This window comes from Cereibacter changlensis JA139 (assembly GCF_003034985.1).
In the GTDB taxonomy this organism is placed as follows: Bacteria; Pseudomonadota; Alphaproteobacteria; order Rhodobacterales; family Rhodobacteraceae; genus Cereibacter; species Cereibacter changlensis.
This window is the reverse complement of record NZ_PZKG01000001.1, coordinates 1-24,871: the sequence shown is the minus strand read 5'-3', so window position 1 is coordinate 24,871 and position 24,871 is coordinate 1. Positions and strand designations below refer to the sequence as shown.

Annotated in this window: 26 protein-coding genes, 1 tRNA gene and 1 riboswitch; of the genes, 15 read left to right on the top strand and 12 right to left on the bottom strand. The window is 68.8% G+C overall.

The window, feature by feature from the left end; translation table 11 throughout:
- The first annotated feature begins 89 nt into the window (after window positions 1-89).
- From C5F48_RS00135 to C5F48_RS00125, 3 genes are all read left to right on the top strand, one after another.
- Window positions 90-1,565, top strand: coding sequence for an AMP nucleosidase (locus tag C5F48_RS00135; RefSeq protein WP_245941245.1), 1,476 nt, complete (start codon window positions 90-92; stop codon window positions 1,563-1,565).
- Window positions 1,566-1,695: 130 nt separating this feature from the next.
- Entirely contained in the window at window positions 1,696-1,983 is a 288-nt protein-coding gene (locus C5F48_RS00130) for an HU family DNA-binding protein (protein WP_107661880.1), read from the top strand.
- 104 nt (window positions 1,984-2,087) lie between these two features.
- Window positions 2,088-2,960, top strand: coding sequence for a DMT family transporter (locus tag C5F48_RS00125; protein WP_107661879.1), 873 nt, complete (start codon window positions 2,088-2,090; stop codon window positions 2,958-2,960).
- A 20-nt stretch (window positions 2,961-2,980) separates the two neighbouring features.
- On the opposite strand, the gene aroC is transcribed toward C5F48_RS00125, so the two are convergent.
- Window positions 2,981-4,081 (bottom strand): chorismate synthase, encoded by a 1,101-nt coding sequence (gene aroC, locus C5F48_RS00120; RefSeq protein ID WP_107661878.1) that lies wholly within the window; start codon window positions 4,079-4,081, stop codon window positions 2,981-2,983.
- Between the two features lie 182 nt (window positions 4,082-4,263).
- Window positions 4,264-4,362, top strand: a riboswitch (TPP riboswitch).
- A 36-nt stretch (window positions 4,363-4,398) separates the two neighbouring features.
- Between aroC and thiB the strand changes: the two genes are divergently transcribed.
- From thiB to C5F48_RS00105, 3 genes are read left to right on the top strand one after another with little or no spacing between them, the layout of a single operon-like run.
- On the top strand, window positions 4,399-5,379 hold the full coding sequence (thiB, locus tag C5F48_RS00115) for a thiamine ABC transporter substrate binding subunit (protein WP_107661877.1): 981 nt from the start codon (window positions 4,399-4,401) through the stop codon (window positions 5,377-5,379).
- Window positions 5,355-6,896 (top strand): ABC transporter permease family protein, encoded by a 1,542-nt coding sequence (locus C5F48_RS00110; protein ID WP_107661876.1) that lies wholly within the window; start codon window positions 5,355-5,357, stop codon window positions 6,894-6,896. The genes thiB and C5F48_RS00110 overlap by 25 nt, the downstream gene beginning before the upstream one ends.
- On the top strand, window positions 6,883-7,575 hold the full coding sequence (locus tag C5F48_RS00105) for a thiamine ABC transporter ATP-binding protein (RefSeq protein ID WP_107661875.1): 693 nt from the start codon (window positions 6,883-6,885) through the stop codon (window positions 7,573-7,575). The genes C5F48_RS00110 and C5F48_RS00105 overlap by 14 nt, the downstream gene beginning before the upstream one ends.
- Window positions 7,576-7,640: 65 nt before the next feature.
- Here the strand turns inward: C5F48_RS00105 and petC are convergent, their stop codons facing one another.
- From petC to C5F48_RS00070, 7 genes are all read right to left on the bottom strand, one after another.
- Window positions 7,641-8,492 (bottom strand): cytochrome c1, encoded by an 852-nt coding sequence (gene petC / locus C5F48_RS00100; RefSeq protein ID WP_107661874.1) that lies wholly within the window; start codon window positions 8,490-8,492, stop codon window positions 7,641-7,643.
- 16 nt (window positions 8,493-8,508) lie between these two features.
- Complete coding sequence (gene petB, locus C5F48_RS00095; protein ID WP_107661873.1) at window positions 8,509-9,846, bottom strand: cytochrome b; 1,338 nt, start codon at window positions 9,844-9,846, stop codon at window positions 8,509-8,511.
- Window positions 9,847-9,857: 11 nt separating this feature from the next.
- A complete protein-coding gene (gene petA, locus C5F48_RS00090; RefSeq protein ID WP_107661872.1) occupies window positions 9,858-10,424 on the bottom strand; it encodes a ubiquinol-cytochrome c reductase iron-sulfur subunit in 567 nt (188 codons plus the stop codon).
- A 338-nt stretch (window positions 10,425-10,762) separates the two neighbouring features.
- A complete protein-coding gene (locus tag C5F48_RS00085) occupies window positions 10,763-11,371 on the bottom strand; it encodes a glutathione S-transferase (protein WP_107661871.1) in 609 nt (202 codons plus the stop codon).
- Between the two features lie 11 nt (window positions 11,372-11,382).
- A complete protein-coding gene (locus tag C5F48_RS00080) occupies window positions 11,383-11,676 on the bottom strand; it encodes a hypothetical protein (protein ID WP_107661870.1) in 294 nt (97 codons plus the stop codon).
- Window positions 11,677-11,826: 150 nt separating this feature from the next.
- Entirely contained in the window at window positions 11,827-11,952 is a 126-nt protein-coding gene (ykgO, locus tag C5F48_RS00075) for a type B 50S ribosomal protein L36 (RefSeq protein WP_002722020.1), read from the bottom strand.
- A 67-nt stretch (window positions 11,953-12,019) separates the two neighbouring features.
- Window positions 12,020-12,094, bottom strand: a tRNA-Val gene (locus C5F48_RS00070).
- 167 nt (window positions 12,095-12,261) lie between these two features.
- Between C5F48_RS00070 and C5F48_RS00065 the strand changes: the two genes are divergently transcribed.
- Complete coding sequence (locus tag C5F48_RS00065) at window positions 12,262-13,122, top strand: N-formylglutamate amidohydrolase (protein ID WP_107661869.1); 861 nt, start codon at window positions 12,262-12,264, stop codon at window positions 13,120-13,122.
- Here C5F48_RS00065 and C5F48_RS00060 read toward each other — a convergent pair whose 3' ends face one another.
- A complete protein-coding gene (locus C5F48_RS00060) occupies window positions 13,123-14,373 on the bottom strand; it encodes a DNA polymerase IV (protein ID WP_107661868.1) in 1,251 nt (416 codons plus the stop codon).
- A gap of 394 nt (window positions 14,374-14,767) precedes the next feature.
- Window positions 14,768-15,592, bottom strand: a complete 825-nt coding sequence (locus tag C5F48_RS00055) for a ParB/RepB/Spo0J family partition protein (protein WP_107661867.1) — start codon at window positions 15,590-15,592, stop codon at window positions 14,768-14,770.
- A 136-nt stretch (window positions 15,593-15,728) separates the two neighbouring features.
- On the opposite strand from C5F48_RS00055, the gene C5F48_RS00050 reads away from it, so the two are divergent.
- The 3 genes from C5F48_RS00050 to C5F48_RS00040 all read left to right on the top strand — a co-directional run bounded on the left by C5F48_RS00050 (window position 15,729) and on the right by C5F48_RS00040 (window position 17,379).
- Window positions 15,729-16,610 carry an SPFH domain-containing protein gene (locus C5F48_RS00050; RefSeq protein WP_107661866.1) on the top strand — a complete coding sequence of 294 codons (882 nt, stop codon included), beginning with the start codon at window positions 15,729-15,731 and terminating at the stop codon, window positions 16,608-16,610.
- Complete coding sequence (locus C5F48_RS00045) at window positions 16,610-16,873, top strand: NfeD family protein (protein ID WP_107661865.1); 264 nt, start codon at window positions 16,610-16,612, stop codon at window positions 16,871-16,873. The genes C5F48_RS00050 and C5F48_RS00045 overlap by 1 nt, the downstream gene beginning before the upstream one ends.
- Window positions 16,874-16,989: 116 nt before the next feature.
- Window positions 16,990-17,379: a hypothetical protein gene (locus C5F48_RS00040; protein WP_181247660.1), complete on the top strand. Its 390-nt coding sequence runs from the start codon at window positions 16,990-16,992 to the stop codon at window positions 17,377-17,379.
- A 51-nt stretch (window positions 17,380-17,430) separates the two neighbouring features.
- On the opposite strand, the gene pyrF is transcribed toward C5F48_RS00040, so the two are convergent.
- Window positions 17,431-18,123 carry an orotidine-5'-phosphate decarboxylase gene (gene pyrF, locus C5F48_RS00035; RefSeq protein ID WP_107661863.1) on the bottom strand — a complete coding sequence of 231 codons (693 nt, stop codon included), beginning with the start codon at window positions 18,121-18,123 and terminating at the stop codon, window positions 17,431-17,433.
- Window positions 18,124-18,261: 138 nt separating this feature from the next.
- On the opposite strand from pyrF, the gene C5F48_RS00030 reads away from it, so the two are divergent.
- Complete coding sequence (locus C5F48_RS00030) at window positions 18,262-19,155, top strand: ROK family protein (RefSeq protein ID WP_107661862.1); 894 nt, start codon at window positions 18,262-18,264, stop codon at window positions 19,153-19,155.
- Entirely contained in the window at window positions 19,148-19,849 is a 702-nt protein-coding gene (locus C5F48_RS00025; RefSeq protein ID WP_107661861.1) for a copper homeostasis protein CutC, read from the top strand. Before C5F48_RS00030 ends, C5F48_RS00025 begins: the two co-directional genes overlap by 8 nt.
- Here the strand turns inward: C5F48_RS00025 and C5F48_RS00020 are convergent.
- Complete coding sequence (locus C5F48_RS00020) at window positions 19,833-20,078, bottom strand: hypothetical protein (protein ID WP_107661860.1); 246 nt, start codon at window positions 20,076-20,078, stop codon at window positions 19,833-19,835. The genes C5F48_RS00025 and C5F48_RS00020 overlap by 17 nt on opposite strands.
- Window positions 20,079-20,409: 331 nt before the next feature.
- Between C5F48_RS00020 and clpB the strand changes: the two genes are divergently transcribed.
- The 3 genes from clpB (at window position 20,410) to msrQ (ending at window position 24,702) form a co-directional block, all read left to right on the top strand.
- On the top strand, window positions 20,410-23,022 hold the full coding sequence (gene clpB, locus C5F48_RS00015) for an ATP-dependent chaperone ClpB (RefSeq protein WP_107661997.1): 2,613 nt from the start codon (window positions 20,410-20,412) through the stop codon (window positions 23,020-23,022).
- A gap of 141 nt (window positions 23,023-23,163) precedes the next feature.
- Window positions 23,164-24,084, top strand: coding sequence for a protein-methionine-sulfoxide reductase catalytic subunit MsrP (gene msrP, locus C5F48_RS00010; RefSeq protein WP_107661859.1), 921 nt, complete (start codon window positions 23,164-23,166; stop codon window positions 24,082-24,084).
- Window positions 24,085-24,702, top strand: coding sequence for a protein-methionine-sulfoxide reductase heme-binding subunit MsrQ (gene msrQ / locus C5F48_RS00005; protein ID WP_107661858.1), 618 nt, complete (start codon window positions 24,085-24,087; stop codon window positions 24,700-24,702).
- Window positions 24,703-24,871 lie beyond the last annotated feature (169 nt).

The window sequence follows — 24,871 nt, the reverse complement described above, 5'->3', positions numbered from 1 at the left end:
CGTTACCGAAGCCGGGTGCAATTGGTGGGGGTTGATCCGCCGGGCCGCGATGGTGCATGTTTGGCGATCCTTTGTGAAAGACCATGATCGTGACCGAACTTGCGCCGCTGCTGACCCCCACCCCGACCGAGGCCGAAGCCTTCACCGACCCCGCCGCGGCGGTCGCCCGGCTGGAGGAGCTGTATTTCGCCGCAACGGAGTTCCTGTCGCTGCAGTTCAGCGAGGCGGTGACGCGGGGGCGGCCGAAGACCCGGGTGCGGGCCTACTACCCCGAGATCCGGCTGACCACGACCAGCTTCACCCGCGCCGACAGCCGGTTGAGCTTCGGCCATGTGGCGCAGCCCGGCACCTATGCGACGACGGTGACGCGGCCGGACCTGTTCCGCAACTATCTGGTGCAGCAGATCGGGCTTCTGATCGAGAACCACTCGGTGCCGGTGATGATCGGCGTGTCGGATACGCCGATTCCGGTGCATTTCGCGGTGGCGGGCAATCCGGCGGTGCTGGTGCCGCAGGAGGGAGTGCTGGATTTCTCGCTGCGCGACGTGTTCGACGTGCCGGATCTGGCGACGACCAATGACGATATCGTCAACGGCGTACGGCTGGTGAACCCCGACGGGTCGGGGCCGCTGGCGCCCTTCACGGCGCAGCGGGTGGATTATTCTCTGGCGCGGCTGACGCATTACACCGCGACCGATCCGCGGCATTTCCAGAACCACGTGCTGTTCACCAACTACCAGTTCTATGTCGATGAATTCGAGGCCTTCGCCCGCAAGGCGCTGGCGGACCCGGCCTCGGGCTACACCGCCTTCGTGGCGCCAGGCAATCACGAGATCACCGGGCCGGATGCGCCGCCGCTGCTGGTCGGGAAGATGCCGCAGATGCCGACCTATCACCTGAAGCGGCGCGACGGGCAGGGGATCACGCTGGTCAACATCGGCGTCGGCCCGTCGAACGCCAAGACCGCGACCGACCATATCGCCGTGCTGCGCCCGCATGCCTGGCTGATGGTCGGGCATTGCGCCGGGCTGCGGAACACGCAGAGCCTGGGGGATTTCGTCTTGGCCCATGCCTATTTGCGCGAGGATCACGTGCTGGACGCCGACCTGCCGGTCTGGGTGCCGATCCCGGCGCTGGCCGAGATCCAGATCGCGCTGGAAGACGCGGTGGAGGCGGTGACGCAGCTGGAAGGCTACGAGTTGAAGCGGATCATGCGCACGGGCACGGTGGCCACCATCGACAACCGCAACTGGGAGCTGCGCGACCAGTCGGGCCCGGTGCAGCGGCTGAGCCAGTCGCGGGCCATCGCGCTGGACATGGAAAGCGCCACCATCGCCGCCAACGGATTCCGCTTCCGGGTGCCCTATGGCACGCTGCTCTGCGTGTCGGACAAGCCCCTGCATGGCGAGCTGAAACTGCCCGGAATGGCGACAGATTTCTACAAGACCCAGGTGTCGCGGCACCTCCTGATCGGCATCCGGGCGATGGAGACGCTGCGCGAGACTCCCATCGAGCGGATTCACAGCCGCAAGCTGCGCAGCTTCGAGGAGACCGCCTTCCTGTGAGCGAATTGACGCTGGTTTTCCTGGGGAAAGGGCTTGATTTATGCCCCGAAAACCTGTGTAGCCCTGACATTCGCCCCTAGGGGCAGGAACAGACCCCGCAAGCCAGCGGGGCAAGATCAGGAGACAGCAGATGTCGAAACCGATGACCAAGACGCAACTTGTGGCCACCCTCGCCGAAGAGATGGGCGCCGACAAGAAAACCGCCGGTGCGGCACTGGATGCGATCGCCTCGATCGTTGCGCGCGAAGTGGCTGCCGGTGGCGCCGTGACCCTGCCGGGCCTCGGCAAGGTCGTGTGCCGCGAGCGTCCCGAGCGTCAGGTCCGCAACCCGGCGACCGGCGAGCAGGTCACCAAGGCGGCCGACAAGCAGGTGAAGTTCACCATCGCCAAGGCGCTGAAGGACAGCGTGAACGAGTGACGGGCTGCAGCTGACCGCTTGCGGTTGGCATCGGCTGATGTAGGGTCGCCCTCCGGCGGCCCTTTTTCTTTGGCCGCATCCCGGCTCAGGCCATTGGAGGCAAGATGGATCTGCGCAGTATCGGGATGGGGCTGGCTTTCGCCTTCATGTGGTCCTCGGCCTTCACCTCGGCGCGGATGATCGTCGCCGATGCGCCGCCGCTGACCGCGCTGGCGCTGCGCTTCCTCGTTTCCGGGCTGATCGGCATCGCGCTGGCCGCCGCGCTGGGCCAGAGCGCCCGGCTGTCGAGGGCGTCGTGGCGCGGGGTGGTGATCTTCGGCATCTGCCAGAACGCGCTGTACCTCGGCTTCAACTTCGTGGCGATGCAATGGGTGGAGGCGAGCCTCGCCGCCATCGTCGCCTCGACCATGCCGCTTCTGGTGGCGCTGGCCGGCTGGCTGATCTTCGGCGAGCGGGTGCGGCCGCTGGGGGTCTTCGGGCTGCTGCTGGGGATGTCCGGGGTGGCGCTGATCATGGGCACCCGGCTGTCGGGCGGGGTGGAGGTGCTGGGGCTGGTGTTCTGCGGCATCGGCGTGCTGGCGCTGACCTTCGCCACGCTGGCGGTGCGCGGCGCTTCGGCAGGGGGCAATGTGCTGATGGTGGTGGGGCTGCAGATGCTGGTCGGCTCGGCCGTGCTGGCGGTGGTCGCGGCGCTGACCGAGCCCTGGCAGGTGACCTGGTCGGCACGGCTTTTCTGGGCCTTTGCCTATACGACGCTGGTGCCGGGGCTGATGGCGACCTGGATCTGGTTCATGCTGGTGGCGCGGATCGGCGCGGTGCGGGCCGCGACCTTCCATTTCCTCAACCCGTTCTTCGGGGTGCTGGTGGCCTGGGCGCTGTTGGGCGAGCGGCTGGGGATCTGGGACGTGGTCGGCGTGGTGATCGTGGCGCTGGGCATCCTCGCCGTGCAATGGGCGAAGGTGCCGGGGCGGGCCTGAGCGGCAGGCCCTTCCCCGGATCAGCCGATCCGGCCGCGCAGGCCGCCGGTCTGGCCGCGGTCGAGCAGCAGGTGGTCGAGGATCACGCAGGCCATCATCGCTTCGGCCACCGGCACGGCGCGGATGCCGACGCAGGGGTCGTGGCGGCCCTTGGTGATCAGCTCGGTCTCCTCGCCCGACATGGTGATGGTGCGGCGCGGGGTGAGGATCGAGGAGGTCGGCTTCACCGCGAAGCGCACCACCACATCCTGCCCGGTCGAGATGCCGCCGAGGATGCCGCCGGCGTGGTTCGACAGATACATGGGGCCGTCATTGCCCATGCGGATCTCGTCGGCATTCTCGACCCCGGTGAGGCTGGCCGCCGCCATGCCCTCGCCGATCTCCACCGCCTTCACCGCGTTGATGCTCATCATGGCCGAGGCGAGATCGCTGTCGAGCTTGCCGTAGACCGGGGCGCCGAGGCCGGGGGGGACGCCCTGGGCCACCACCTCGATCACCGCGCCGACCGAGTTGTGCGACAGGCGCAGCTCATCGAGATAGGCGGCCCAGTCGGCGGCGGCGGTGGCGTCGGGGCACCAGAAGGGGTTGCGCTCCACCTCGGCCAGATCGAGGCGGCTGCGGTCGATCTGCCGCGGGCCCATCTGCACCATGTAGCCGGTGATCTTCACCTGCGGAGCCAGCATCGCCAGCGCCGCGCGGGCGACACCGCCCGCCGCCACGCGCGCCGCGGTCTCGCGCGCCGAAGAGCGGCCGCCGCCGCGATAGTCGCGTAGCCCGTATTTCTGGTGATAGGTGATGTCGGCATGGCCGGGACGGAAGGCCTGGGCGATCTCGCCGTAATCCTTGGAGCGCTGGTCGGTGTTCTCGATCATCAGCTGGATCGGCGTGCCGGTGGAGAGGCCGTCGAAGGTGCCGGAGAGGATCTTGACCTCGTCGGGCTCTTTGCGCTGGGTGGTGAACTTGTTCTGCCCCGGCTTGCGCTTGTCGAGCCAGTGCTGGATCGCGGCGGCGTCGATCGCCACGCCGGGCGGGCAGCCGTCGACGGTGGCGCCGAGCGCCGGGCCGTGGCTTTCGCCCCAGGTGGTGACGCGGAAGAGATGGCCGAAGGTGTTGAAGCTCATGGCAGGCAGTCCCCGATTTCGGGCCCCGATTGGGGCCAAGGCCCCGAGTTGGGCCGCGATTTGCGGCCAAGGCATAGGGCAAGCCGGGGCTCGGGGGAACCGGATTTTGCCGATACGCCGCGGGCGGGGCGGCCCCCGCGCGATCTTTTCGCCTTGCGGACGGTTGGGGCCCCGGTATGGTCGGGGATACCTCGGGGTGCCTTGAGTGGCTGAGATGCGAAAGCGGACCCGTTGAACCTGACCCGGTTAAGACCGGCGGAGGGAAGGTGCATGGACGATCTCCATCCCGTCTCCGCCCGTCGTGAGAGAGGATGAAGATGCGCACTCCGATACTTGCCACGGGATGTCTTGCGGCGGCCGGCATGGCTGCGGCCGAGACCCCCGTGCTGACTGTGATGACCTATGACAGCTTCATCTCCGAATGGGGGCCGGGGCCGGCGGTGGAAAAGGCTTTCGAGGCCGAGTGCGGCTGCGATCTGCGCTTCGTCGCGGCGGGCGACGGCGCGGCGCTGCTGGCGCGGGTGCAGCTGGAAGGCGCGCGTTCCGACGCCGACGTGGTGCTGGGGCTCGACACCAACCTGACCGCTGCCGCTGCCGCGACGGGGCTCTTTGCGCCGCATGGCAAGATGCCCGCGCTCGACCTGCCGGTGACCTGGACCGATCCGCAGTTCATCCCCTTCGACTGGGGCTGGTTCGCCTTCGTGCATGACAAGGCGCTGGCCTCGCCGCCGGGGTCGTTCGAGGAGCTGGCGGCGTCGGATCTGAAGATCGTGATCCAGGACCCGCGCTCCTCCACCCCGGGGCTCGGCCTCGTGATGTGGGTGAAGGCGGCCTATGGCGAGCGGGCGGCGGAGATCTGGCAGGGGCTGGCCGACAATATCGTGACGGTGACGCCGGGCTGGTCGGAGGCCTATGGGCTGTTTCTGAACGGCGAGGCCGACATGGTGCTGAGCTATTCCACCTCGCCCGCCTACCACTTGATCGCGGAGGAGGATGACAGCAAGGCGGCGGCGCGCTTTGCCGAGGGGCATTACCTGCAGGTCGAGGTCGCGGGCAAGCTGGCCGGCAGCGACCAGCCGGAGCTGGCCGACCGGTTTCTCGACTTCATGACCGGCGAAACCTTCCAGTCGGTGCTGGCGACGACGAACTGGATGTATCCGGCGAAGACGCCGGAGGCGGGGCTGCCGGAGGGCTTCGAATCGATGCGCCCCGAGGCCACGCTGCTGTTCTCCTCGGAGGAGGCGCTGGCGATCCGGGAGGAGGCGCTGGAGGAATGGCGGAACGCGCTGGCACGCTAGCCGCAGGCGCGGTCGCCGCAACGCTGGGGCTCTTGACGCTGGGCACGCTGGCGGTGGTGGCGCTGCAGACCGGCGGCGGCTTGCGGCTGGGGCCTGCCGACTGGGCGGCCCTGCGCTTCACCGTCTGGCAGGCGGTGCTGTCGGCGCTGGCCTCTGTGTTGCTGGCGGTGCCGGTGGCGCGGGCGCTGGCGCGGCGGCGCTTTGCCGGGCGGGGGGCGCTGATCGCGCTCCTGGGAGCGCCGTTCCTGTTGCCGGTGATCGTGGCGGTGCTGGGGTTGCTTGCGGTCTTCGGCCGGGCCGGGCTGCTCAACCGCGGGCTGGAGGCGCTGGGGCTGCCGGTGCTGTCGGTCTACGGGCTGCATGGGGTGGTGCTGGCGCATGTGTTTCTCAACATGCCGCTGGCGGTGCGGCTGATCCTGCAGGGCTGGGCGACGATTCCGGCGGAGCGGTTCCGGCTGGCGGCCTCCCTGGGATTCGGCCCCGGCGATGTGTTCCGGCATCTGGAGCGGCCGATGCTGCGCGAGGTGCTGCCGGGGGCGGTGGTGGTGATCTTTGTCATCTGCCTGACCAGTTTCGCCGTGGCGCTGACGCTGGGCGGCGGACCGCGGGCGACGACGCTGGAGCTCGCGATCTATCAGGCGCTGCGATTCGAGTTCGACCTGACGCGGGCGGCGGTGCTGGCCTTGGCGCAATTCGCGCTCTGTGCGGCGGCGGTGCTGGCGGCGGCGCGGCTGGCGCTGCCAGCGGGATTCGGCGCGGGGCTGGACCGGACGGCGCTGACGCTGGCGCCGGGGGGCTGGCGGCGGGGGCTCGATGCGCTGGCCATCGCGCTGGCGGCGGGGTTCCTGCTGGCGCCGCTCGGCGCGGTGGTGGCGGCGGGGCTGCCGGGGCTTGGCAGCCTGCCGGACACGGTCTGGGCGGCGGCGGGACGGTCGGTCTCGGTCGCGCTGGCCTCGACGCTGGTCTCGGTCGCGGGGGCGCTGGTGCTGGCGCTGGCGGCGGCGCGGGGGGCGCGGGGCTTCGAGCTGGCGGCGACGCTGCCGCTGGCCGCCTCGTCGCTGGTGCTGGGGACGGGGCTGTTTCTGGCGGTCTATCCCTTCGTCAGCCCGGCAAGCGTGGCCCTGCCGGTGACGGTGCTGGTCAATGCCGCGCTGTCGCTGCCCTTCGCCTTCCGCGTCATCCTGCCCGAGGCGCGGCGGATGCAGGCGGATCACGGGCGGCTGGCCGAGGCCCTGGGGCTGCGCGGCATGGCGCGGCTGCGCTGGCTGGTGCTGCCCCGGCTGCGGCGGCCCTTGGGATTCGCGCTGGGAATCTGCGCCGCGCTGTCGATGGGCGATCTGGGGGTGATCGCGCTCTTTGCCGGCGAGCGCGAGGCGACGCTGCCCCTCTTGGTGCAGCGGCTGGTCGGGGCCTATCAGATGCAGGCGGCGGCTTCGGCCTCGCTGCTGCTGGTGGCCTTGAGTTTCGGGCTGTTCTGGCTGTTCGACTGGGGAGGGCGCCGCGGTGCTGAGGCTTGAGAAGCTGCGGATCACGCAGGGCGATTTCACCCTGAGGGCCGACTGGCAGGTGGCGGAGGGCAGTCGGGTGGCGGTGATCGGGCCGTCGGGCGGCGGCAAATCGACGCTGCTGATGGCGATTGCCGGGTTCCTCGCGCCGAGCGCGGGGCGGGTGCTGTGGCAGGGGAAGGATCTGGCGGCGGTGGCGCCGGGGGATCGGCCAGTCAGCATGTTGTTCCAGGACCAGAACCTGTTCCCGCATCTCAGTCTGCGCGAAAATCTGGGGCTGGGGCTGTCGCCGCGGCTGCGGCTGGATGCGGCGCAGGAGGCGCGGATTGCGGGCGCGCTGGAGCGGGTCGGGCTGGCGGGGCTTGGGGCGGCGCGGCCCGGTCGGCTGTCGGGCGGGCAGCAGGGGCGGGCGGCGCTGGCGCGGGCGCTGCTCAGGGCGCGGCCGGTCCTGCTGCTGGACGAGCCCTTCGCCGCCCTGGGGCCGGCGCTGAAGGTGGAGATGCTGGCGCTGGTGGCGGAGATCGCGGGCGAGACCGGGGCCATGGTGCTGATGGTCACGCATGACCCGCAGGATGCGCGGCGGCTCGGCGGCGAGACGGTGCTGGTGGCGGGCGGCGAGGCGCTGCCGCCGCGCGGGACCGAAGCGCTGTTCGCCGATCCGCCGCAGGCGCTGCGCGATTATCTGGGCTGACGGGCGCACCAATGAAAAAGGCCCCGCGCGATGGCGGGGCCTTCTGTCTGTCTGTCCGACCGGGATCAGACGGTCTTCTTCTTGCCCTTGGCATTGGCCCAGATGCGCTTGTTGGTCAGGTAGAGCAGCACCGACAGGATCGTGAGGAACACGACCGCGGTGAAGCCCGCCTGCTTGCGCGCCATCATCTTGGGCTCGGCGGCCCAGGTCAGGAAAGCCGTCACGTCCTCGGCCATGGCATGTTCGGAGGCCTCGTGGCCGTCGGCATAGGTCACCATGTCATCGAATAGCGGAGGCGGCATGGCGATCCAGCTGCCGGCGACGGTCGAGGCGCCATGCTCGTCCTTGCAGCTGTCCGGCACCGAACCGTTGGCGAAGGCTTCGTTGTAGTAGAAGCCGTCCGGCTCGTTGTCGACGGCGCAGGCCGGCACTTCGGTATAGCCGGTGAGCACCGAATACATGTGCTCGGGGCCGCCCATGCCGTTGAACAGCTGGCTCAGACCGGTGCCGAGCGGGCCGTGGAAGCCGGCGCGGGCCTTGGTCATCAGGCTGAGGTCCGGCGCGTTCTCCAGCGCCGAATTCGGGAAGTGGTCGGTCGGCTTGCCCTCGCGGTCCTCGCCGGTCTCGGCGTCGGTCACGGTGAACTGCGTGGCATAGGCCCGGACCTGATCGGCGGGGAGGGCGGGGCCGCCCTCGTCCGACAGGGTGCGGATCGGCACGAATTTCATGCCGTGGCAGGCTGAGCAGACCTCGGTGTAGACCTGCAGGCCACGCTGCAGCTGGTGCTGGTCGAAGGCGCCGAACGGCCCTTCGAAGCTGAAGTCCACGTCATGCGTGTGGGCTTCGCCGGCGGCCATCGCCGCCCCGCCCGTGAGGGCGAGGGCTGTGGCGGCGGTGAGGGTGAGTTTGCGGATCATGTCCAGTTCCTTTCCCTTACTCGGCCACAATGGTCTTGGTGCCGCCGGTAGCGGGCGAGTAGTGGGCGTTGAAGTCTTCTTCGATGGTCGCCGGCGCAGCCAGCGGCTTCTCGATCACGCCGAGCAGCGGCAGGATCACCAGGAAGTAGGCGAACCAGTAGGTCGAGGCGATCAGCGAGATGTAGGGGTAGATCCCGTCGGTCGGCATCGCGCCCACCCAGGTCAGCACCACGAAGTTCACGCAGAACACCGCGAACCACCACTTGAACACCGGGCGGTAGCGGCCCGAGCGCACGGAGGAGGTGTCGAGCCAGGGCGCCAGCGCCATGACCGCGATGGCCCCGAACATCGCCAGCACGCCGAAGAACTTGGCGTCGATGATGCCGAAGGTGATGAACTGGACGATCTGCACGATCCAGACGTCGGCGGTGAAGGCGCGCAGGATGGCGTAGAACGGCAGGAAGTACCATTCCGGCACGATATGCGCGGGGGTAGAGAGCGGGTTCGCCTCGATGTAGTTGTCGGGGTGGCCGAGGTAGTTCGGCATGAAGCCGACGATGGCGAAGAACACCAGGAGCACGATGGCCAGCGCGAAGAGGTCCTTCATCACGAAGTAGGGCCAGAAGGGCAGGGTGTCTTTCTGGGCTTCCTGCTTGGAGGTGCGGCGGACCTCAACACCCGTGGGGTTGTTGTTGCCGGTGGAGTGGAAGGCCCAGATGTGGATGGCGACCAGGGCCGCGATCACGAAGGGCAGCAGGTAGTGCAGCGAGAAGAAGCGGTTCAGCGTGGCGTTGTCGACCGCCGGGCCGCCGAGCAGCCAGGTCTGGATCGATTCGCCGATGCCGGGGATCGCGCCGAACAGGCCGGTGATCACCGTGGCGCCCCAGAAGGACATCTGGCCCCAGGGCAGCACGTAGCCCATGAAGGCGGTGGCCATCATGGCGAGATAGATCAGCATGCCGATGATCCAGGTGATCTCGCGCGGGGCCTTGTAGCTGCCGTAGTAGAGACCACGGAAGATGTGCAGGTAGACCGCGACGAAGAACAGCGAGGCGCCGTTGGCATGCAGGTAACGCAGCATGAAGCCGCCGTTCACGTTGCGCATGATGTGCTCGACCGAGGCGAAGGCGTAGTCGACATGCGGCGTGTAGTGCATCGCCAGCACGATGCCGGTGACGATCTGCAGGACGAGACAGAAGGTGAGGACGATGCCCCAGATCCACATCCAGTTCAGGTTCTTCGGCGTCGGGATCATGATGGTGTCGTAGAGAAGCCCGACGATCGGCAGACGCCGATGCAGCCATTGCTCGGCGCCCGTCTTGGGCTCGTAGTGGTCGTGAGGAATTCCGGCCATGGTGCTGTTCCTTACCCGAGCTGGATGGTGGTTTCGTCGATGAACTGGGCGACGGGGATCGGCAGGTTCTCCGGCGCCGGGCCCCGGCGGATGCGGCCGGCGGCGTCGTAGTGCGAGCCGTGGCAGGGGCAGAACCAGCCGCCGAAGTCGCCCGCGCCGTCACCGATCGGCACGCAGCCGAGGTGGGTGCAGACGCCCATCATCACCAGCCATTCGCCGGCCTCGTCCATCGTGCGGTGCTCGTCCGAGGCGTCGGCGGTGGCGTCGGCCAGGTTGGCGTTGCGGGCGTTGTTGTCCGGCAGGTCCGTCAGCCGCGTCTCGCGGGCCGAGGCGATGTCGGCCTCGGTGCGGCGGCGGATGAACACCGGCTTGCCGAGGTACTTCACCGTCAGCTGCGTGCCGGTTTCGACCGCGCTCACGTCCACGAAGATCGACGACAGCGCCTGCACGTCCGCCGAGGGGTTCATCTGGTTCACCAGCGGCCAGACGGCGGCGCCCGTGGCCACCGCCCCGGCGCCGGCCGTTGCGTAGTACAGGAAATCCCTGCGGGTGCCTGCGTGATCGTCTGCGTGGGACACGAGAACTTCTCCCTTCCTAGGGCCGCACCGGGGCCCAACAGTTGATGGGGCCGCGGTAAAGTCGCAGCCTTGCCTGTCGCGTTCTAGTGCGACGATCTTGCAGCGTCCAGCGGACAAACAGGCGCAGGCGGCGTTATAGGACCAATTCTGCATGAAAAAATTGGGGCTGTTGCGCTCGGGTCCGGCGCGGCCGCAGGCGGCGGCGGGGGCGTCCGGCGGGGCGCGGCTGCCCCCGGCGGCGGGCCGGGAGCATATCTGGCGCCCCGGGCCGCGGCGCGGCCCGGATGCAGCGTGGCCGGGCGGAAGGGCTGGCGCCCGCCCGGCCGCGCGAATCGTGGTCAGGCGACCGGAACGGTGGCCGCCATCGAGGGACGGTCGGCGAAGCGGGCGTGCCAGGCGGCCAGGTCGGGCCGCGCGCTGCGCCAGGCGCGGCCGGCGTGACGGAAGTCGAGATAGTCCAGCGCGCAGGCCACGGCGATCTGGCCCAAGTCGAGCGGGCCGGTCAGATGCGCGATCCAGCGGCTTTCCAGCGCGTCGAGCGCCCGGTCGATCTTGCCCCACTGGCCTTCGACCCAAGGCTCGAACCGCTTCTCCTCGGGGCGCACCCGGGTCTCGTAGACCATGAGGACGGCCGCATCGAGCATCCCGTCCGCCGTCGCCTCCAGCGTCAGCGTGTCCCAGAGCCGGTTGCCCGCGGGGTAGAGCCGGTTGCCGGCCAGCGAGTCGAGGTAGCGGCAGATCACCCGGCTGTCATAAAGCGCGGGACCGTCGGCGCGCTCCAGCGCCGGGATCTTGCCCAAGGGGTTCAGCGCCAGCGGCAGCGTGCCGGTGTCGACCGGCGTGCCGCCGACCGAGATCAGCTCCACCTGGTCGAGCATCCCGGTCTCGTGCAGCAGGACCATGACTTTGCGGACATAGGGCGAGGTCGGCGAGTAATACAGACGCATGGGATTCCCGTTCAGACTTTGCGGATTTTCAACCGGCCCAGAAGGGCCGCGTCGATCTCGACGCCCTTGTCGCCCCAGCGCAGCGTGCGGCGGAAGCGGCTGGCGACATTGGTCTGGCGCGCCCCGTCCACCGCGCGGTCGGCGGGGCGGTGCAGGGCCAGACCCTCGGACATGTCGTCCAGCGCATCCTCGGCGCGCTGGTCGGTGCGGCCGGCGACAAGGCTGCGCCGGACCAGCCAGACGGCTCCGGCGACCGCGCCGGTGCGCAGGGCGAAGGCGGCGATGGGGACGAGCGGCAGGGGCATGGGCGACCTCCGGTATGTGCGGGGCCGATGGTAGGGTCTGGGAGGGCGGCTGTAAACGACCGAGCGCGGTCCAGCAGCCTTGCCGGCGGACATGAAAAAGCCGCCGGAGGTTTCCCTCGGCGGCTGATCCGTCCGTCGGTCAGTCTGGGCTCAGCCCTGACGGGCCTTGTAGCGCTTCTGCGTCTTGTTGATCACATAAACGCGGCCCTTGCGGCGCACGACCTGGCAATCGCGGTGGCGCAGCTTGAGCGAGCGGAGCGAGTTCGCAACCTTCATCTCTTTTCTCCCATTCGCGGCGCGCGTGCGCCTTGAAAAAACTGTGCCCCCGTGAGGGGGCGGTGAATGGTGGGCGGTACTGGGATCGAACCAGTGACCACTACGATGTCAACGTAGTGCTCTACCGCTGAGCTAACCGCCCACGCTGCCGCTGCCATCCCACCCTCGTTATCCCGGGTCGCTCCCGAAAGAAAACGACGCGGGCGGGACCGCGTCGGTTGGCGTGTCTATAAATAGAGTCGCCGGCCTGTTCAAGGGGTTTTGCAACGCTAGAAAATGACGCATGCTCCGCCGGGTGAAGGATGCCGCATGACGTTCGAAGCCTACAGCCTGTTCCGCCCGGAAAGACGCGATACCGCGGCGTTTTTCTCTTCGCCGCATAGCGGTCGGGACTATCCGGCCTCGCTGATGCGGCGCACGGCGCTGGACGAGATGACGATCCGCTCCTCCGAGGACGCCTTCGTCGACGAGCTGTTTTCCTGCGCGCCGGGGCTCGGGGCGCCGCTGATCGCGGCGAAGGTGCCGCGCGCCTATATCGACATGAATCGCTCGGCCGACGAGCTCGACCCCGCGCTGATCGAGGGGCTGGCCCGGGCGCCGCACAACCCGCGGGTCTCCTCCGGCCTCGGGGTGATTCCCCGCGTGGTGGCGAACGGGCGGCCGATCTATCGCGGCAAGCTGGCGCTGGAAGAGGCGGAGACGCGGATCGCCCGCTACTGGACCCCCTATCACCTCGCGCTGCGCGGTCTGCTGGAAGAGAGCCTCGCGCAATTCGGGGAGGCGATTCTCATCGACTGCCATTCGATGCCGCATGAGGCGATCGAGGCCCATGCCCGCCCCGGCCAGCCGCGGCCCGAGGTGGTGCTGGGCGACCGTTTCGGCGCGGCGGCGGGGCGCGGGGTGATGGAGCGGATCGAGGCGGCCTTTTCCAATGCCGGGCTGCGGGTGGTGCGCAACGCGCCCTTCGCCGGGGCCTATATCGCCCAGGCCTACGGTCGGCCCTCGCGCGGGCAGCATGTGGTGCAGGTGGAGATCGACCGCGCGCTCTACATGACCGAGGCGCGGATCGAGCGGCATGGCGGCTTCGACGCCTTCAAGGCGCTGATCGCCTCGGTCGTGGCTGAGATCGCCGACATCGGCCGGGCGCAGCTGCCGCTGGCCGCCGAATAGTCAGCGCAGCGCGCGGCCCTTGATGATCGCATCCTTGCCGAAGCGCTGCCTTATCCTGTCTGTCGCCCGCTCCGCCGCCGTCCGCTTGCCCGCGCCGGGGTCGAGCAGGTCGCCCGTCGCATCGGCCTGATCGGCGGTGGTCAGATCGGAGATCCCGACGCCGATGAGCCGGAACGGCCCGGGCTCGCGCGCGCCGTCCATCAGGGCGCGGGCCTCGCGGTAGATCCGGTCGGCGGTCTGGGTCGGATCGGCGAGCGAATGGCGCCGGGTGATCGTGCTGAAATCGCTGCGCTTCAGTTTCAGCGTCACCGTCCGCCCCGCCAGCTCCTTGGCCTTCGCCCGGTCCGAGACCTGTTCCGACAGCCGCCAGAGATGGCCGTCGAGCACCTCGGCGCTGGCGGTATCCTCGTTGAAGGTGGTCTCCTTCGAGATCGACTTCTCGGCATCGCGCGAGACGCGGCGGTGATCCTCGCCCCGCGCCAGATGCCAAAGCCTGTCGCCCATATGGCCGAAGCGGGCGGTCAGATCCTGCCTGTCCCAGCGCAAAAGATCGGCGATGGTGCGGATGCCGGCGTTTTCCAGCGCGGTCTGGGTGGCTGTGCCGACGCCCCAGATGATGCGGACCGGCTTCGGCTTCAGGAAGGCCTCGGTCTCGGCCTGCCCGATGATCGAGAAGCCGCGCGGCTTGTCGAGGTCGGAGGCGATCTTGGCGAGGAACTTGTTGTGCGACAGCCCGACCGAGCCGGTGATGCCGAGCTCGGTCTCCATCGCCCGGGTCAGGCGGGCGAGCAGGACGGCGGGGGGCGCGCCGTGCAGCCGGGCGGTGCCGGTGAGGTCGAGGAAGGCCTCGTCGAGCGAGAGCGGCTCCACCGCCGGGGTCAGCGCCTCCATCATCGCGCGGATCTGGCGCGAGACGGCGACATAGGCCTCCATCCGCGGCTTCACCACCACCGCCCCGGGGCAGAGTTTCAGCGCCTGGAACATCGGCATGGCCGAGCGGACGCCGTTGATCCGGGCGATGTAGCAGCAGGTCGAGACGACGCCCCGCGTGCCGCCGCCGACGATCACCGGCTTGTCGCGCAGCTCGGGATGGTCGCGTTTCTCGACCGACGCATAGAAGGCGTCGCAATCCATGTGGGCGATGGAGAGCGAGGCGAGCTCGGGGTGGGAGAGGATGCGCGGGGAACGGCAGGACGGGCAGCGGGGTCCGCTGTCGAACTGGGTCAGGCAATCTCGGCAGAGGGCGGGCATGGCGGCAGTATAGCAGGCGGCGCGGGGCGGGGCATCGGGGATTTTCACGCGTGAAAATCGGGGTAAGGGGTTGGAATCACTGGGGAGGCGGGATTTTGTTAGGGGTTTGGTAAGGGGTTTTCGCGAGGAGTGGGGTGGGGGTTTGTGGCGGCGGGGCGGTGCGTTGATGAGGAGGGTGGGGTGGAACCCCACCCTACGGAGGTTGGGGTAGGGTGGGGTTTTACCTCACCATGAGAAGCGGACCGGAGGCGGAGATGGGGAGGACGCCGGAGGTCGGGTGGGTGGGGTTCTACCCCACCCATGGGCGGTTTTGGGCGGGCCGTTGTTCGGTGCGCAATGAATGCGCACCCTACGGGGCTTGGGGTTGGTGGGGTGGAACCCCACCCTACGGGGGTCATGGCTTCCCATACATCCGCTCCACCTCGTCCATCACCGACTCCATCATCATCCCGGTCGCCTCCGGGCCGGTGAATCTCAGCACCCAGCCCTCGGGGGCCAGTTCGCGGCGGATGGTGAGGCCCGGTCTCGGGCGCAGCAGGCGGCGGGGGTGGCCGGGGCGGTAGGGGGTTTCGTCGTGCAGGGACTGGTCGGCCTCGAGCAGGATCGGTTGCAGGAGGGTCCATTGCGCCTCGGGGGTCGTGGCGCGGGACTCCTCGAGCGCGGTGCGGATCAGGTCGGCGAAGCCGGCGCGGCAGGCGGTGGCGAGGCGGAGGCATTGGCGCTGCGACAGGGTCTCGGGGGCGGCGAGCAGGCCGTCGAGCTCTTCGGCCAGCGTCGCCAGCGCACGCAGGCGGGTGCGGCGGGCGCCGCGAGCCGTGGGGTAGAGCGCGTCGATGGCGGCGTCGAGCGTCGGGAAGAGCCCGGCATTGCGGGCGGTGACGGCGATGCGGCCCTTGTCCCAGGGCGCGATCTCGCAGCGCAGGTCGTTCTCGGCCACCATGGCGGCGACCGCCTCGGGCAGGGTGGCGGGGCTGCGGAGGAAGGCGGGGATGGTGGGGAAGCGGCCGCCCAGAGCCTCGAGCGCGCGGATGGCGGCGAGGCGGCGGTAGCCGGAGATCAGGGCGTAGCGGCCCGGCGCCGTCTCGAACACTTCGATCGGCTGGCGCAGCCCGTGCAAGGCGATGGAATGCTGCAGCTCCGACAGCGCCTCGGGGTCGAGGGCGCCGCGGTCGCGGGGCAGGGCGGATTCGTCGATGGCGGCGAGGGGGATCTGGATCATGGCGGCTCCTTGTTGGGCGGCCAGCAGGATAACCTAGGGCCGGGGGGTGTTGCGGCGGAAGGCCCCGATGCGCGCGCTGCGCTTGCCTTCGGGGGCGGATCGCGGCGAGACTGGGGCCTCATGTGAGGAGCAGATGATGGACCCGGCGGATTTCATTGGTGGCAATGCGGTGATGCTGGCCTTCGCGGCCTTCGTCATCCTGTGCATCTTTCTCGGCGTGCGGATCGTGCCGCAGTCGGAAAAGCATGTGGTGGAGCGGTTCGGGCGGCTGCGGGCGGTGCTGGGGCCGGGGATCAACTTCGTGGTGCCCTTCCTCGACCGGGTGGCGCACCGGATCTCGATCCTCGAGCGGCAGCTGCCGACGGCGCATCAGGATGCGATCACGACGGACAACGTGCTGGTGAAGGTGGAGACCAGCGTCTTCTACCGGATCACCGAGCCGGAGAAGACCGTCTACCGGATCCGCGACGTGGATGCGGCCATCGCCACCACGGTGGCGGGGATCGTGCGCAGCGAGATCGGCAAGATGGAGCTGGATCAGGTGCAGTCGAACCGCAACGAGCTGACGCAGAACATCCGCGAGCAGGTGCGGGCGATGGTGGATGACTGGGGGATCGAGGTGACGCGGGCGGAGATCCTCGACGTCAATCTCGACGAGGCGACGCGGGCGGCGATGCTGCAGCAGCTGAATGCCGAGCGGGCGCGGCGGGCGCAGGTGACCGAGGCCGAGGGGCGCAAGCGGGCGGTGGAGCTGAACGCGGATGCGGAACTCTATGCCGCCGAACAGGAGAGCAAGGCGCGGCGGGTTCTGGCGGATGCCGAGGCCTATGCGACGGGGGTGATCGCCGATGCCATCGCCAAGAACGGGCTGGAGGCGGCGCAGTATCAGGTGGCGCTGAAGCAGGTCGAGGCGCTGACCGCGGTGGGGCAGGGCGCCGGCAAGCAGACGATCATCGTGCCGGCGGCGGCGATGGATGCCTTTGCCGATGCGTTCAAGATGCTGAAGGGGCGCGGCTGATGCTGGTCTGGTGGGTCTGGATGGTGGCGGGGGTGGTGCTCGGCATCATCGAGGTCGTGCTGCCGGGCTATGTGTTCCTCGGCTTCTCGGCGGGGGCGATCGTCACCGGGGCGCTGCTCTGGCTCGGGCTGGAGGCGGGGCTGCCCTTGGTGCTGTTGATCTTCGGGCTGATCTCGCTGGCGGTCTGGCTGGTGCTGCGGCGGGTGTTCGGCAGCGGTGCGGGGCAGGTGAAACTGTGGGAGCGGGATATCAACGACAACTGAGGGTTTTCGTCGCCGCGGGACGGGGTTCGCCCGGGAAGGCGGCAGCTTCCTGCCGCTTTGCGCAGAAAGCCGGCGCTCTGCGGAACCGCGGGGTCCGGCCCGTGTTGATAGGCTACATGACACAGTTTCAGGAGGCAGAAATGTCCGACTACCGCCGTGATCCGGGCACTCCGGGCACCTCGAACGTCCACACCAGCACCGACCGCACCACGGAGCGCACCGTCGAGCGTTCCGGCTCGCGCACGATCTTCTTCGTGCTGGGCGGTATCGTCGCCCTGCTCGCCGTGCTGTGGTTCCTGTTCGCGAACCCGACCCCGGTCGATGATGCGACTGCTCCGGCCACCACAACCGAGACCGCTCCGGCCGCCACCACCACCACGCCGGATGCGACCGTGACCCCGGATGCGACCGTGACTCCGGACGCCACCGCCCCGGCGCCCGAGGCGACCACGCCTGCTCCGGACGCTGCGGCGCCCGCTCCGGCGACCCCGGCTCCGGCCAACTGATCCGGGCCTGACGGATACGGAAAGGGCAGCCCTCGGGCTGCCCTTTTTGCGTTACGCGCGGCCCATTTCGGCGACGACGGCTTCGGCTGCGGCGCGCGGGTCGTCGGCCTGCCAGATCGGCCGGCCGACGACGATGTGGTCGACGCCGTCGGTAATCGCCTGCGCCGGGGTGGCGACCCGCTTCTGGTCGCCGAGCGCCGCGCCTGCCGGGCGGACGCCGGGGGTGACGATCAGCCGGCCCTTGGCCTGCGGCAGGGCGCGGATCGCCGCGGCCTCGTGCGGGCTGGCGATGACGCCGTCGGCCCCGGCCTCCAGAGCGCGGGCGGCGCGTTCCAGCGCGATTTCGGACAGATCGCCGGGGCGGATCATGTTGGCGTCGAGGTCGGCGCGGTCGAGCGAGGTCAGCACGGTCACCGCCAGGATCTTCAGCCCGCCGGATTTGCCCTGCGCCGCCGCCGCGACCACCTGCGGGTCGCCGTGGACGGTGAGGAAATCGAGCTGGAAGTTGGAGAAGCCGCGCACCGCCGCCTCGACCGTCGCGCCGATGTCGAAGAGCTTCATGTCGAGGAAGATGCGCTTGCCCTGTTCCTGCTTGAGCTCGTTGGCCAGCGCCAGCCCGCCGCCGGTCAGCATGCCGAGACCGATCTTGTAGAAGGAGACGGCGTCGCCCAGCCGGTTGGCGAGCTCCAGCCCCTGCACGACGTTGGGCACATCCAGCGCCACGATCAGACGATCATCGGCCATGTCATTCTCCTGTTGCTGCGGTGGCGGGGTGATGCGGCGAGGGGGCCGGTGTGTCAAGCGGGGTTGCCCCGATGGAGATGCGAAGCGGGGGATACACAGCGCCGGAAGAGGCTGTTAATCGTGACGCCGGGGGTGACCATGATCATATGCTTCGATATCGGCGGCTCGCGCATCAAGGCGGGGCTGGGTGGCGCGGATGGGCGGGTGGAGCGGCTGGGCGAGGCGCCGACGCCGACCAATTTCCGCGCCTTCACCGACGCGATGAACACGTTCCTGCATGGACGGGAGGTCAGCGGCGTCGCGGTGTCGATCGCCGGCTGCGTCGATCCGGATACCGGGCGGCTGAAATGCGCCAATATTCCCTGCGTCGACGGGCGCGCCATCGTCGATGATCTGGAACGGGTGCTGGGGCTGCCGGTCTGGGTTGGCAATGACGCCGACTGCTTCGCGCTGGCCGAGGCGCAGCAGGGCGCGGGCGTCGGGCATCGCACGGTGTTCGGCATCATCCTCGGCACCGGGGTCGGCGGCGGGCTGGTGATCGACGGGCGGATCGTCACCGGCGCCGGCGGCTATGCCGGGGAGTGGGGGCACGGGCCGGTGCTGAACACCCGGCCGCTGGGGTTCGATGTGCCGCATTTTCCCTGCGGCTGCGGGCTGTCGGGCTGTGTCGACACGGTCGGCGGGGCCCGCGGGTTGGAGCGGCTGCATCTGAAGCTGAGCGGGCAGGTGGCGGCGAGCACGGCGATCATCGCCGGCTGGCAGGCGGGCGATGCGGCGGCGGCGCAGACCGTGGCAGTCTGGCTGGAGCTGGTCAGCGGGCCGCTGGCCATGGTGCTGAACGTGGTCGGCGCTTCCGCCGTGCCGGTGGGCGGCGGGCTGTCCTCGGCGCCGGAGCTGATCGGGGCGCTGGACGGCGCGGTGCGGGCGCGGCTGTTGCGGCGCACGGCGGGGCCGCTGCTGACGCCGGCGGCGCATAGGACCGAGCCGGGGCTGGTGGGCGCGGCCATCGCCGGGGCGCAGGCCTTTGGCTGAGCTGCTGCTGGAAGTCTGCGTCGATTCCGCCGAGGGGTTGGCGGCGGCCATCGAGGGCGGGGCCGACCGGATCGAGCTGTGTTCGGCGCTGGAGCTGGGCGGGCTGACGCCCTCCGCCGGGCTGATGCGGCTGGCCGCGGGCTGCGGGGTGCCGGTGCTGGCGATGATCCGGCCGCGGGCGGGGGATTTCGACTTTGGCGCGGCGGATCTGGCGGTGATGCTGGAGGATATCGCGGCGGCGCGGGCCGCCGGGCTGGCCGGCGTGGTGCTGGGGGCCATGCGCGGCGCGGCGCTGGATGGCGGGATGCTGCGGCGGCTGGTGGAGGCGGCGACGGGGATGGACCTGACGCTGCACCGCTGCTTCGATCTTTGCGCCGATCAGGCTGCGGCGCTGGAACAGGCCGTGGCGCTGGGCTTTCGCCGGGTGCTCAGCTCGGGCGGGGCGGCGACGGCGCCGGAGGGCGCCGCCGTGCTGGAACGGCTGATGCGGCAGGCTGCCGGGCGGATCGTGGTGATGCCGGGCAGCGGCGTGTCGGCGGAGAGCCCCGGCGCGCTGGCGGCGCTGCCGCTGGCCGAAGTGCATGGCTCCTGCTCGGTCGTGGCGCAGGAGAGCGGCTTCGGCTTTGGCGGGCGGCGCCGCACCGACGCGGGCCGGGTGCGGGCGCTGAAGGACGCGCTCAGGCGGCGTGCTTGAACTGCACCTCGGGCGGCGTGGCGAAGCGCGCGAGATAGAGCGCGGTGGCGCTTTCGGTCAGCCGCTGGCGCAGCGGCTCGTCGCCCCGGGCCGGCTCCACCGTGAAGATGCGGCGGATGTAGGGGACGGGGCGGCTGCTGTCTTTCACCAGCAGGGCGACCTGCGCTTCGACCTGCCCGAAGTCCCGGGCATAATGAGCGTGCTCGATGGTGGCAGAGAGGATACGCATGACGAAACTCCTCGGACAATCCGCAGCGCGTCATTGCTGCTGCGGAGGATTTCAGGATGAACCTAGAACGCGGTTCGGGGACTGTGACGGGACGGCGCAGGCTGACGGTCGGGAAGTTCTTTCGTCATGCTTGCGGTCACTTACGTTGTGGATAAAAGCCGGATCGGGTCGATTTTGTTCCCTGCCGCGCGCTTTGGAAAATCACGCTTCGCTGAACGGGGCGTGATCCTTGAATTCGGCGGGCGCCGCGACCAATTTCATCCTGAGACCCGGATATGCCGTGCCGATGATCGGGCGGGAGTGCGCCGGGGGCTTGATGAAAGGGATTGCGATGAATTTGGAAAAATTCACGGAGCGGTCGCGCGGGTTCCTGCAGGCTGCGCAGACGATTGCCGCGCGGGAGAGCCACCAGCGGCTCGCTCCCGAACACCTGCTGAAAGCGTTGATGGATGACGATCAGGGGCTTGCCGCCAACCTGATCCGCCGCTCGGGGGGTGAACCCCAGCGCGTGACGGAGACGCTGGAGTTGACGCTGGCGAAACTGCCGAAGGTGACGGGCGACGCCCAGCCCTTCATGGACCCGGGGCTCGTCCGGGTGCTGGACGAGGCCGAGAAGGTCGCGAAGAAGGCGGGCGACAGTTTCGTGCCGGTGGAGCGCATCCTGATGGCGCTGTGCATGGTGTCGTCGAAGGCCAAGGAGGCTTTGGATGCGGGCGCGGTGTCGGCGCAGAAGCTGAACGCGGCGATCAACGACATCCGCAAGGGGCGGACGGCGGACAGTGCCAGTGCCGAGGAAGGCTATGACGCGCTGAAGAAATATGCGCGCGACCTGACGGAAGCGGCGCGGGACGGCAAGATCGACCCGATCATCGGCCGCGACGAGGAGATCCGTCGCGCGATGCAGGTGCTGAGCCGCCGCACCAAGAACAACCCGGTGCTGATCGGCGAGCCGGGCGTGGGCAAGACCGCGATTGCGGAGGGCCTCGCGCTGCGCATCGTCAATGGCGACGTGCCGGAGAGCCTGAAGAACAAGAGCCTGATGGCCTTGGACATGGGCGCGCTGATCGCCGGGGCGAAGTATCGCGGCGAGTTCGAGGAGCGGCTGAAGGCCGTGCTGAACGAGGTGACGCAAGCCGCGGGCGAGATCATCCTGTTCATCGACGAGATGCACACGCTGGTTGGCGCGGGCAAATCGGAAGGCGCGATGGATGCGGCCAACCTGATCAAGCCGGCGCTGGCGCGGGGCGAGCTGCATTGCGTGGGCGCCACGACTCTGGATGAATACCGCAAATATGTCGAGAAGGACGCGGCTCTGGCGCGGCGCTTCCAGCCGGTGATGGTGGAAGAGCCGACGGTGGAGGACACGATCTCGATCCTGCGCGGCATCAAGGAGAAATACGAGCTGCACCACGGGGTGCGGATCAGCGACTCGGCCCTGGTGGCGGCGGCGACGCTGAGCCATCGCTACATCACCGACCGCTTCCTGCCGGACAAGGCGATCGACCTGATGGACGAGGCCGCGAGCCGTCTGCGCATGGAGGTGGACAGCAAGCCCGAAGAGCTGGACGCGCTGGACCGGCAGATCCTGCAGCTGCAGATCGAGGCCGAGGCCCTGAAGAAGGAGGAGGATGCTGCCTCCAAGGACCGGCTGGAACGGTTGCAGAAGGAGCTGTCGGAGCTGACCGAACGCTCGTCCGAGATGACGGCGAAGTGGCAGGACGAACGCGACAAGCTGGAAGCCTCGCGCGAGCTGAAGGAGCAGCTCGACCGGGCGCGCGCCGAACTGGATCAGGTGAAGCGCGAAGGCAATCTCGGCCGCGCGGGCGAGCTGTCCTATGGCATCATCCCGGGGCTGGAGAAGCGGCTGGCCGAGGCGGAAGCGCGCGAGGGCGATCTTCTGGTGTCCGAAGCCGTCTGGCCGGAGCAGATCGCCGAGGTGGTGGAACGCTGGACGGGCATCCCGACCAGCCGGATGCTGGAAGGCGAGCGCGAGAAGCTGTTGCGCATGGAAGAGGAGCTGGGCAAGCGGGTCGTCGGCCAGCGCGTCGCGCTGACGGCGGTGGCCAATGCCGTGCGCCGGGCGCGGGCCGGGCTGAACGACGAGAACCGTCCCCTGGGCAGCTTCCTGTTCCTCGGGCCGACCGGGGTCGGCAAGACCGAGCTGACCAAGGCCGTGGCCGAATATCTCTTCGACGACGATCAGGCGATGGTGCGGATCGACATGAGCGAGTTCATGGAGAAACATGCGGTCGCCCGGCTGATCGGCGCGCCTCCGGGCTATGTCGGCTATGACGAGGGCGGGGTGCTGACCGAGGCGGTGCGTCGCAGGCCGTATCAGGTGATCCTGTTCGACGAGGTCGAGAAGGCGCATCCGGACGTGTTCAACGTGCTCTTGCAGGTTCTGGACGACGGGGTGCTGACCGACGGTCAGGGCCGCACGGTGGACTTCAAGCAGACGCTGATCGTGCTGACCTCGAACCTCGGCGCCTATGCGCTGAGCCAGCTTGCCGACGGGGCCGACCCGACGGCGGCGCGGGCCTCGGTGATGGAAGCGGTGCGGGGGCATTTCCGCCCCGAGTTCCTGAACCGGCTGGACGAGACGGTGATCTTCGAGCGGCTCGGACGGGCCGACATGGGGGCGATCGTCGAGATCCAACTGAAGCGGCTGGAGAAACGGCTGGCCGGGCGCAAGATCGCGCTGGATCTGGACGCGGCGGCGAAGCAGTGGCTGGCCGACGAAGGCTACGATCCGGTGTTCGGGGCGCGTCCGCTGAAGCGGGTGATCCAGCGGCATCTGCAGGACCCGCTGGCCGAGATGATCCTCTCGGGCGATGTGATGGACGGGGCCACCGTGCATGTCAGCGCCGGATCCGAGGGGCTGATCATCGGCGACCGGATCTCGGCCTCGCGGCGCGAGCGACCGCAGGAAGCCGTGGTGCATTGAGGAGAAGGGGAGGGGGCGACCCCTCCCCTTTTCGCTGCGACCCGTCAATTGTTGCAGGTTTTTCCCGGCAAAGTGACACGAGTTTTGTTGGATTTTCCGCCCACGCGGCGCAGGTTTGCCTCAGGCAAGAGGGAGACGGCGATGCGCAAGGGATACCGGAATGATCTGAGCTGGGCGGATGTGACGCCGAAGCCGCTGTGGCTGAACCGGCGGCAGCTGATCGCCGGGGCCGGGGCGTTGGCGATTGCCAGCCCCGCCGTGGCGAAGATCGCCACCGTGCCGAGCGCGTTCTCCACCGACGAGACGCCGAACAGCATCGAGGAGATCTCGGGCTACAACAGCTTCTACGAATTCGGCCTCGACAAGGGCGACCCCGCCGCCAATGCCGGGGCGCTGACTGTGGACCCCTGGGCGGTGCAGATCGACGGGCTGGTGGACAAGCCCGGCAATTACGATCTGGGCGATATCCTCTCCGGTGTCACGCTGGAGGAGCGGATCTACCGTCTCCGCTGCGTCGAGGCCTGGTCGATGGTGATCCCCTGGGTCGGCTTCGAGCTGGCGACGCTCTTGGACCGGGTGGGGGTACAGCCCTCGGCCAAATTCGTTGCCTTCGAGACGCTGGTGCGGCCGGAAGAGATGCCGGGGCAGCGGGGCCGGTCGCTCGACTGGCCCTACCGCGAGGGGCTGCGGCTGGACGAGGCGATGAACCCGCTGACGATCCTGGCGACCGGGCTCTATGGCGAGGAGATGCCCAAGCAGAACGGCGCGCCGATCCGGCTGGTGGTGCCGTGGAAATACGGGTTCAAGTCGATCAAGAGCATCGTGAAGATCAGCCTCGTCGAGGCCATGCCGCAGACCACCTGGAACATGCAGAACGCCCGGGAATACGGCTTTTACAGCAACGTGAACCCCGAGGTGGACCATCCGCGCTGGTCGCAGGCCAGCGAGCGGCGGATCGGCGGCGGCTTCTTCGCGCCGCGGATCGAGACGCAGATGTTCAACGGCTATGGCGAACAGGTGGCGCAGATGTATGCCGGGCAGGATCTGGCGGTGGATTTCTGAATGCTGGCGCAGCGGATCAACACGGCGCTGCGCGCGGTGCCGGGCTGGGTGATCTATCCGTTGGCGCTGATCCCGCTTCTGCTGCTGGTGTGGCAGACCTTTTCCGGGGCGCTGGGCGTCGATCCGGTGAAGGCGATCGAGCATCGGCTGGGCGAGGTGGCGCTGCAGCTTCTGGTGGCGGGTCTGGCGATCACGCCGCTGCGCTGGGCCACCGGGGTCAGCCTGATCCGCTATCGCCGGGCGGTGGGGCTGATGGCCTTCCTCTATGTGGTGCTGCATCTGGCGACCTGGCTCTTGCTGGATATCCAGCTGCGCTGGGCCGAGATCGGGGCCGATCTGTTGAAGCGGCCCTATATCATGCTGGGCATGCTGGGCTTTGCGGTGATGATTCCCCTGGCCCTGACCTCGAACAACGCCTCGATTCGCCGACTGGGGCCGGCCGGCTGGGCGCGGCTGCACAAGCTCACCTATGTCGCCGCCCTCGCCGGAGCCCTGCATTTCCTGCTTCTGGTGAAGGCCTGGCCGCTGGAACCGATGCTCTACCTCGGCGGGGTGGTGGCGCTGCTGGCGGTGCGGGCGATCCGCAACGGGCGCAGGGCCGTCGCGAGAACCGCCTGAGCCTTCCGGCAACAAGGCTGCGCCGGATCGATGGATTGTGGTGGAAGTGACCGGAACCGCAAGATTTTGCGAAATTTTCGACCGTCCGGAAAATAATGTCATCGAACTGTTTTTTTCCTCTTGCGGGTTCCGGCCTCCCTCCGTAAATACCGCTTCACCGAGACGACGG

Coding starts and splice junctions, on each gene's coding strand:
- C5F48_RS00125 (WP_107661879.1), top strand. CDS start 2,088: ATGGATCTGCGCAGTATCGGGATGGGGCTGGCTTTCGCCTTCATGTGG.
- C5F48_RS00110 (WP_107661876.1), top strand. CDS start 5,355: ATGGCGGAACGCGCTGGCACGCTAGCCGCAGGCGCGGTCGCCGCAACG.
- pyrF (WP_107661863.1), bottom strand. CDS start 18,123: ATGGCCGATGATCGTCTGATCGTGGCGCTGGATGTGCCCAACGTCGTG.
- C5F48_RS00050 (WP_107661866.1), top strand. CDS start 15,729: ATGGACCCGGCGGATTTCATTGGTGGCAATGCGGTGATGCTGGCCTTC.
- ykgO (WP_002722020.1), bottom strand. CDS start 11,952: ATGAAGGTTGCGAACTCGCTCCGCTCGCTCAAGCTGCGCCACCGCGAT.
- petB (WP_107661873.1), bottom strand. CDS start 9,846: ATGGCCGGAATTCCTCACGACCACTACGAGCCCAAGACGGGCGCCGAG.
- C5F48_RS00065 (WP_107661869.1), top strand. CDS start 12,262: ATGACGTTCGAAGCCTACAGCCTGTTCCGCCCGGAAAGACGCGATACC.
- C5F48_RS00020 (WP_107661860.1), bottom strand. CDS start 20,078: ATGCGTATCCTCTCTGCCACCATCGAGCACGCTCATTATGCCCGGGAC.
- C5F48_RS00055 (WP_107661867.1), bottom strand. CDS start 15,592: ATGATCCAGATCCCCCTCGCCGCCATCGACGAATCCGCCCTGCCCCGC.
- petC (WP_107661874.1), bottom strand. CDS start 8,492: ATGATCCGCAAACTCACCCTCACCGCCGCCACAGCCCTCGCCCTCACG.
- thiB (WP_107661877.1), top strand. CDS start 4,399: ATGCGCACTCCGATACTTGCCACGGGATGTCTTGCGGCGGCCGGCATG.
- C5F48_RS00060 (WP_107661868.1), bottom strand. CDS start 14,373: ATGCCCGCCCTCTGCCGAGATTGCCTGACCCAGTTCGACAGCGGACCC.
- aroC (WP_107661878.1), bottom strand. CDS start 4,081: ATGAGCTTCAACACCTTCGGCCATCTCTTCCGCGTCACCACCTGGGGC.
- C5F48_RS00045 (WP_107661865.1), top strand. CDS start 16,610: ATGCTGGTCTGGTGGGTCTGGATGGTGGCGGGGGTGGTGCTCGGCATC.
- C5F48_RS00085 (WP_107661871.1), bottom strand. CDS start 11,371: ATGCGTCTGTATTACTCGCCGACCTCGCCCTATGTCCGCAAAGTCATG.
- C5F48_RS00080 (WP_107661870.1), bottom strand. CDS start 11,676: ATGCCCCTGCCGCTCGTCCCCATCGCCGCCTTCGCCCTGCGCACCGGC.
- C5F48_RS00130 (WP_107661880.1), top strand. CDS start 1,696: ATGTCGAAACCGATGACCAAGACGCAACTTGTGGCCACCCTCGCCGAA.
- C5F48_RS00040 (WP_181247660.1), top strand. CDS start 16,990: ATGACACAGTTTCAGGAGGCAGAAATGTCCGACTACCGCCGTGATCCG.
- clpB (WP_107661997.1), top strand. CDS start 20,410: ATGAATTTGGAAAAATTCACGGAGCGGTCGCGCGGGTTCCTGCAGGCT.
- C5F48_RS00030 (WP_107661862.1), top strand. CDS start 18,262: ATGATCATATGCTTCGATATCGGCGGCTCGCGCATCAAGGCGGGGCTG.
- msrP (WP_107661859.1), top strand. CDS start 23,164: ATGCGCAAGGGATACCGGAATGATCTGAGCTGGGCGGATGTGACGCCG.
- msrQ (WP_107661858.1), top strand. CDS start 24,085: ATGCTGGCGCAGCGGATCAACACGGCGCTGCGCGCGGTGCCGGGCTGG.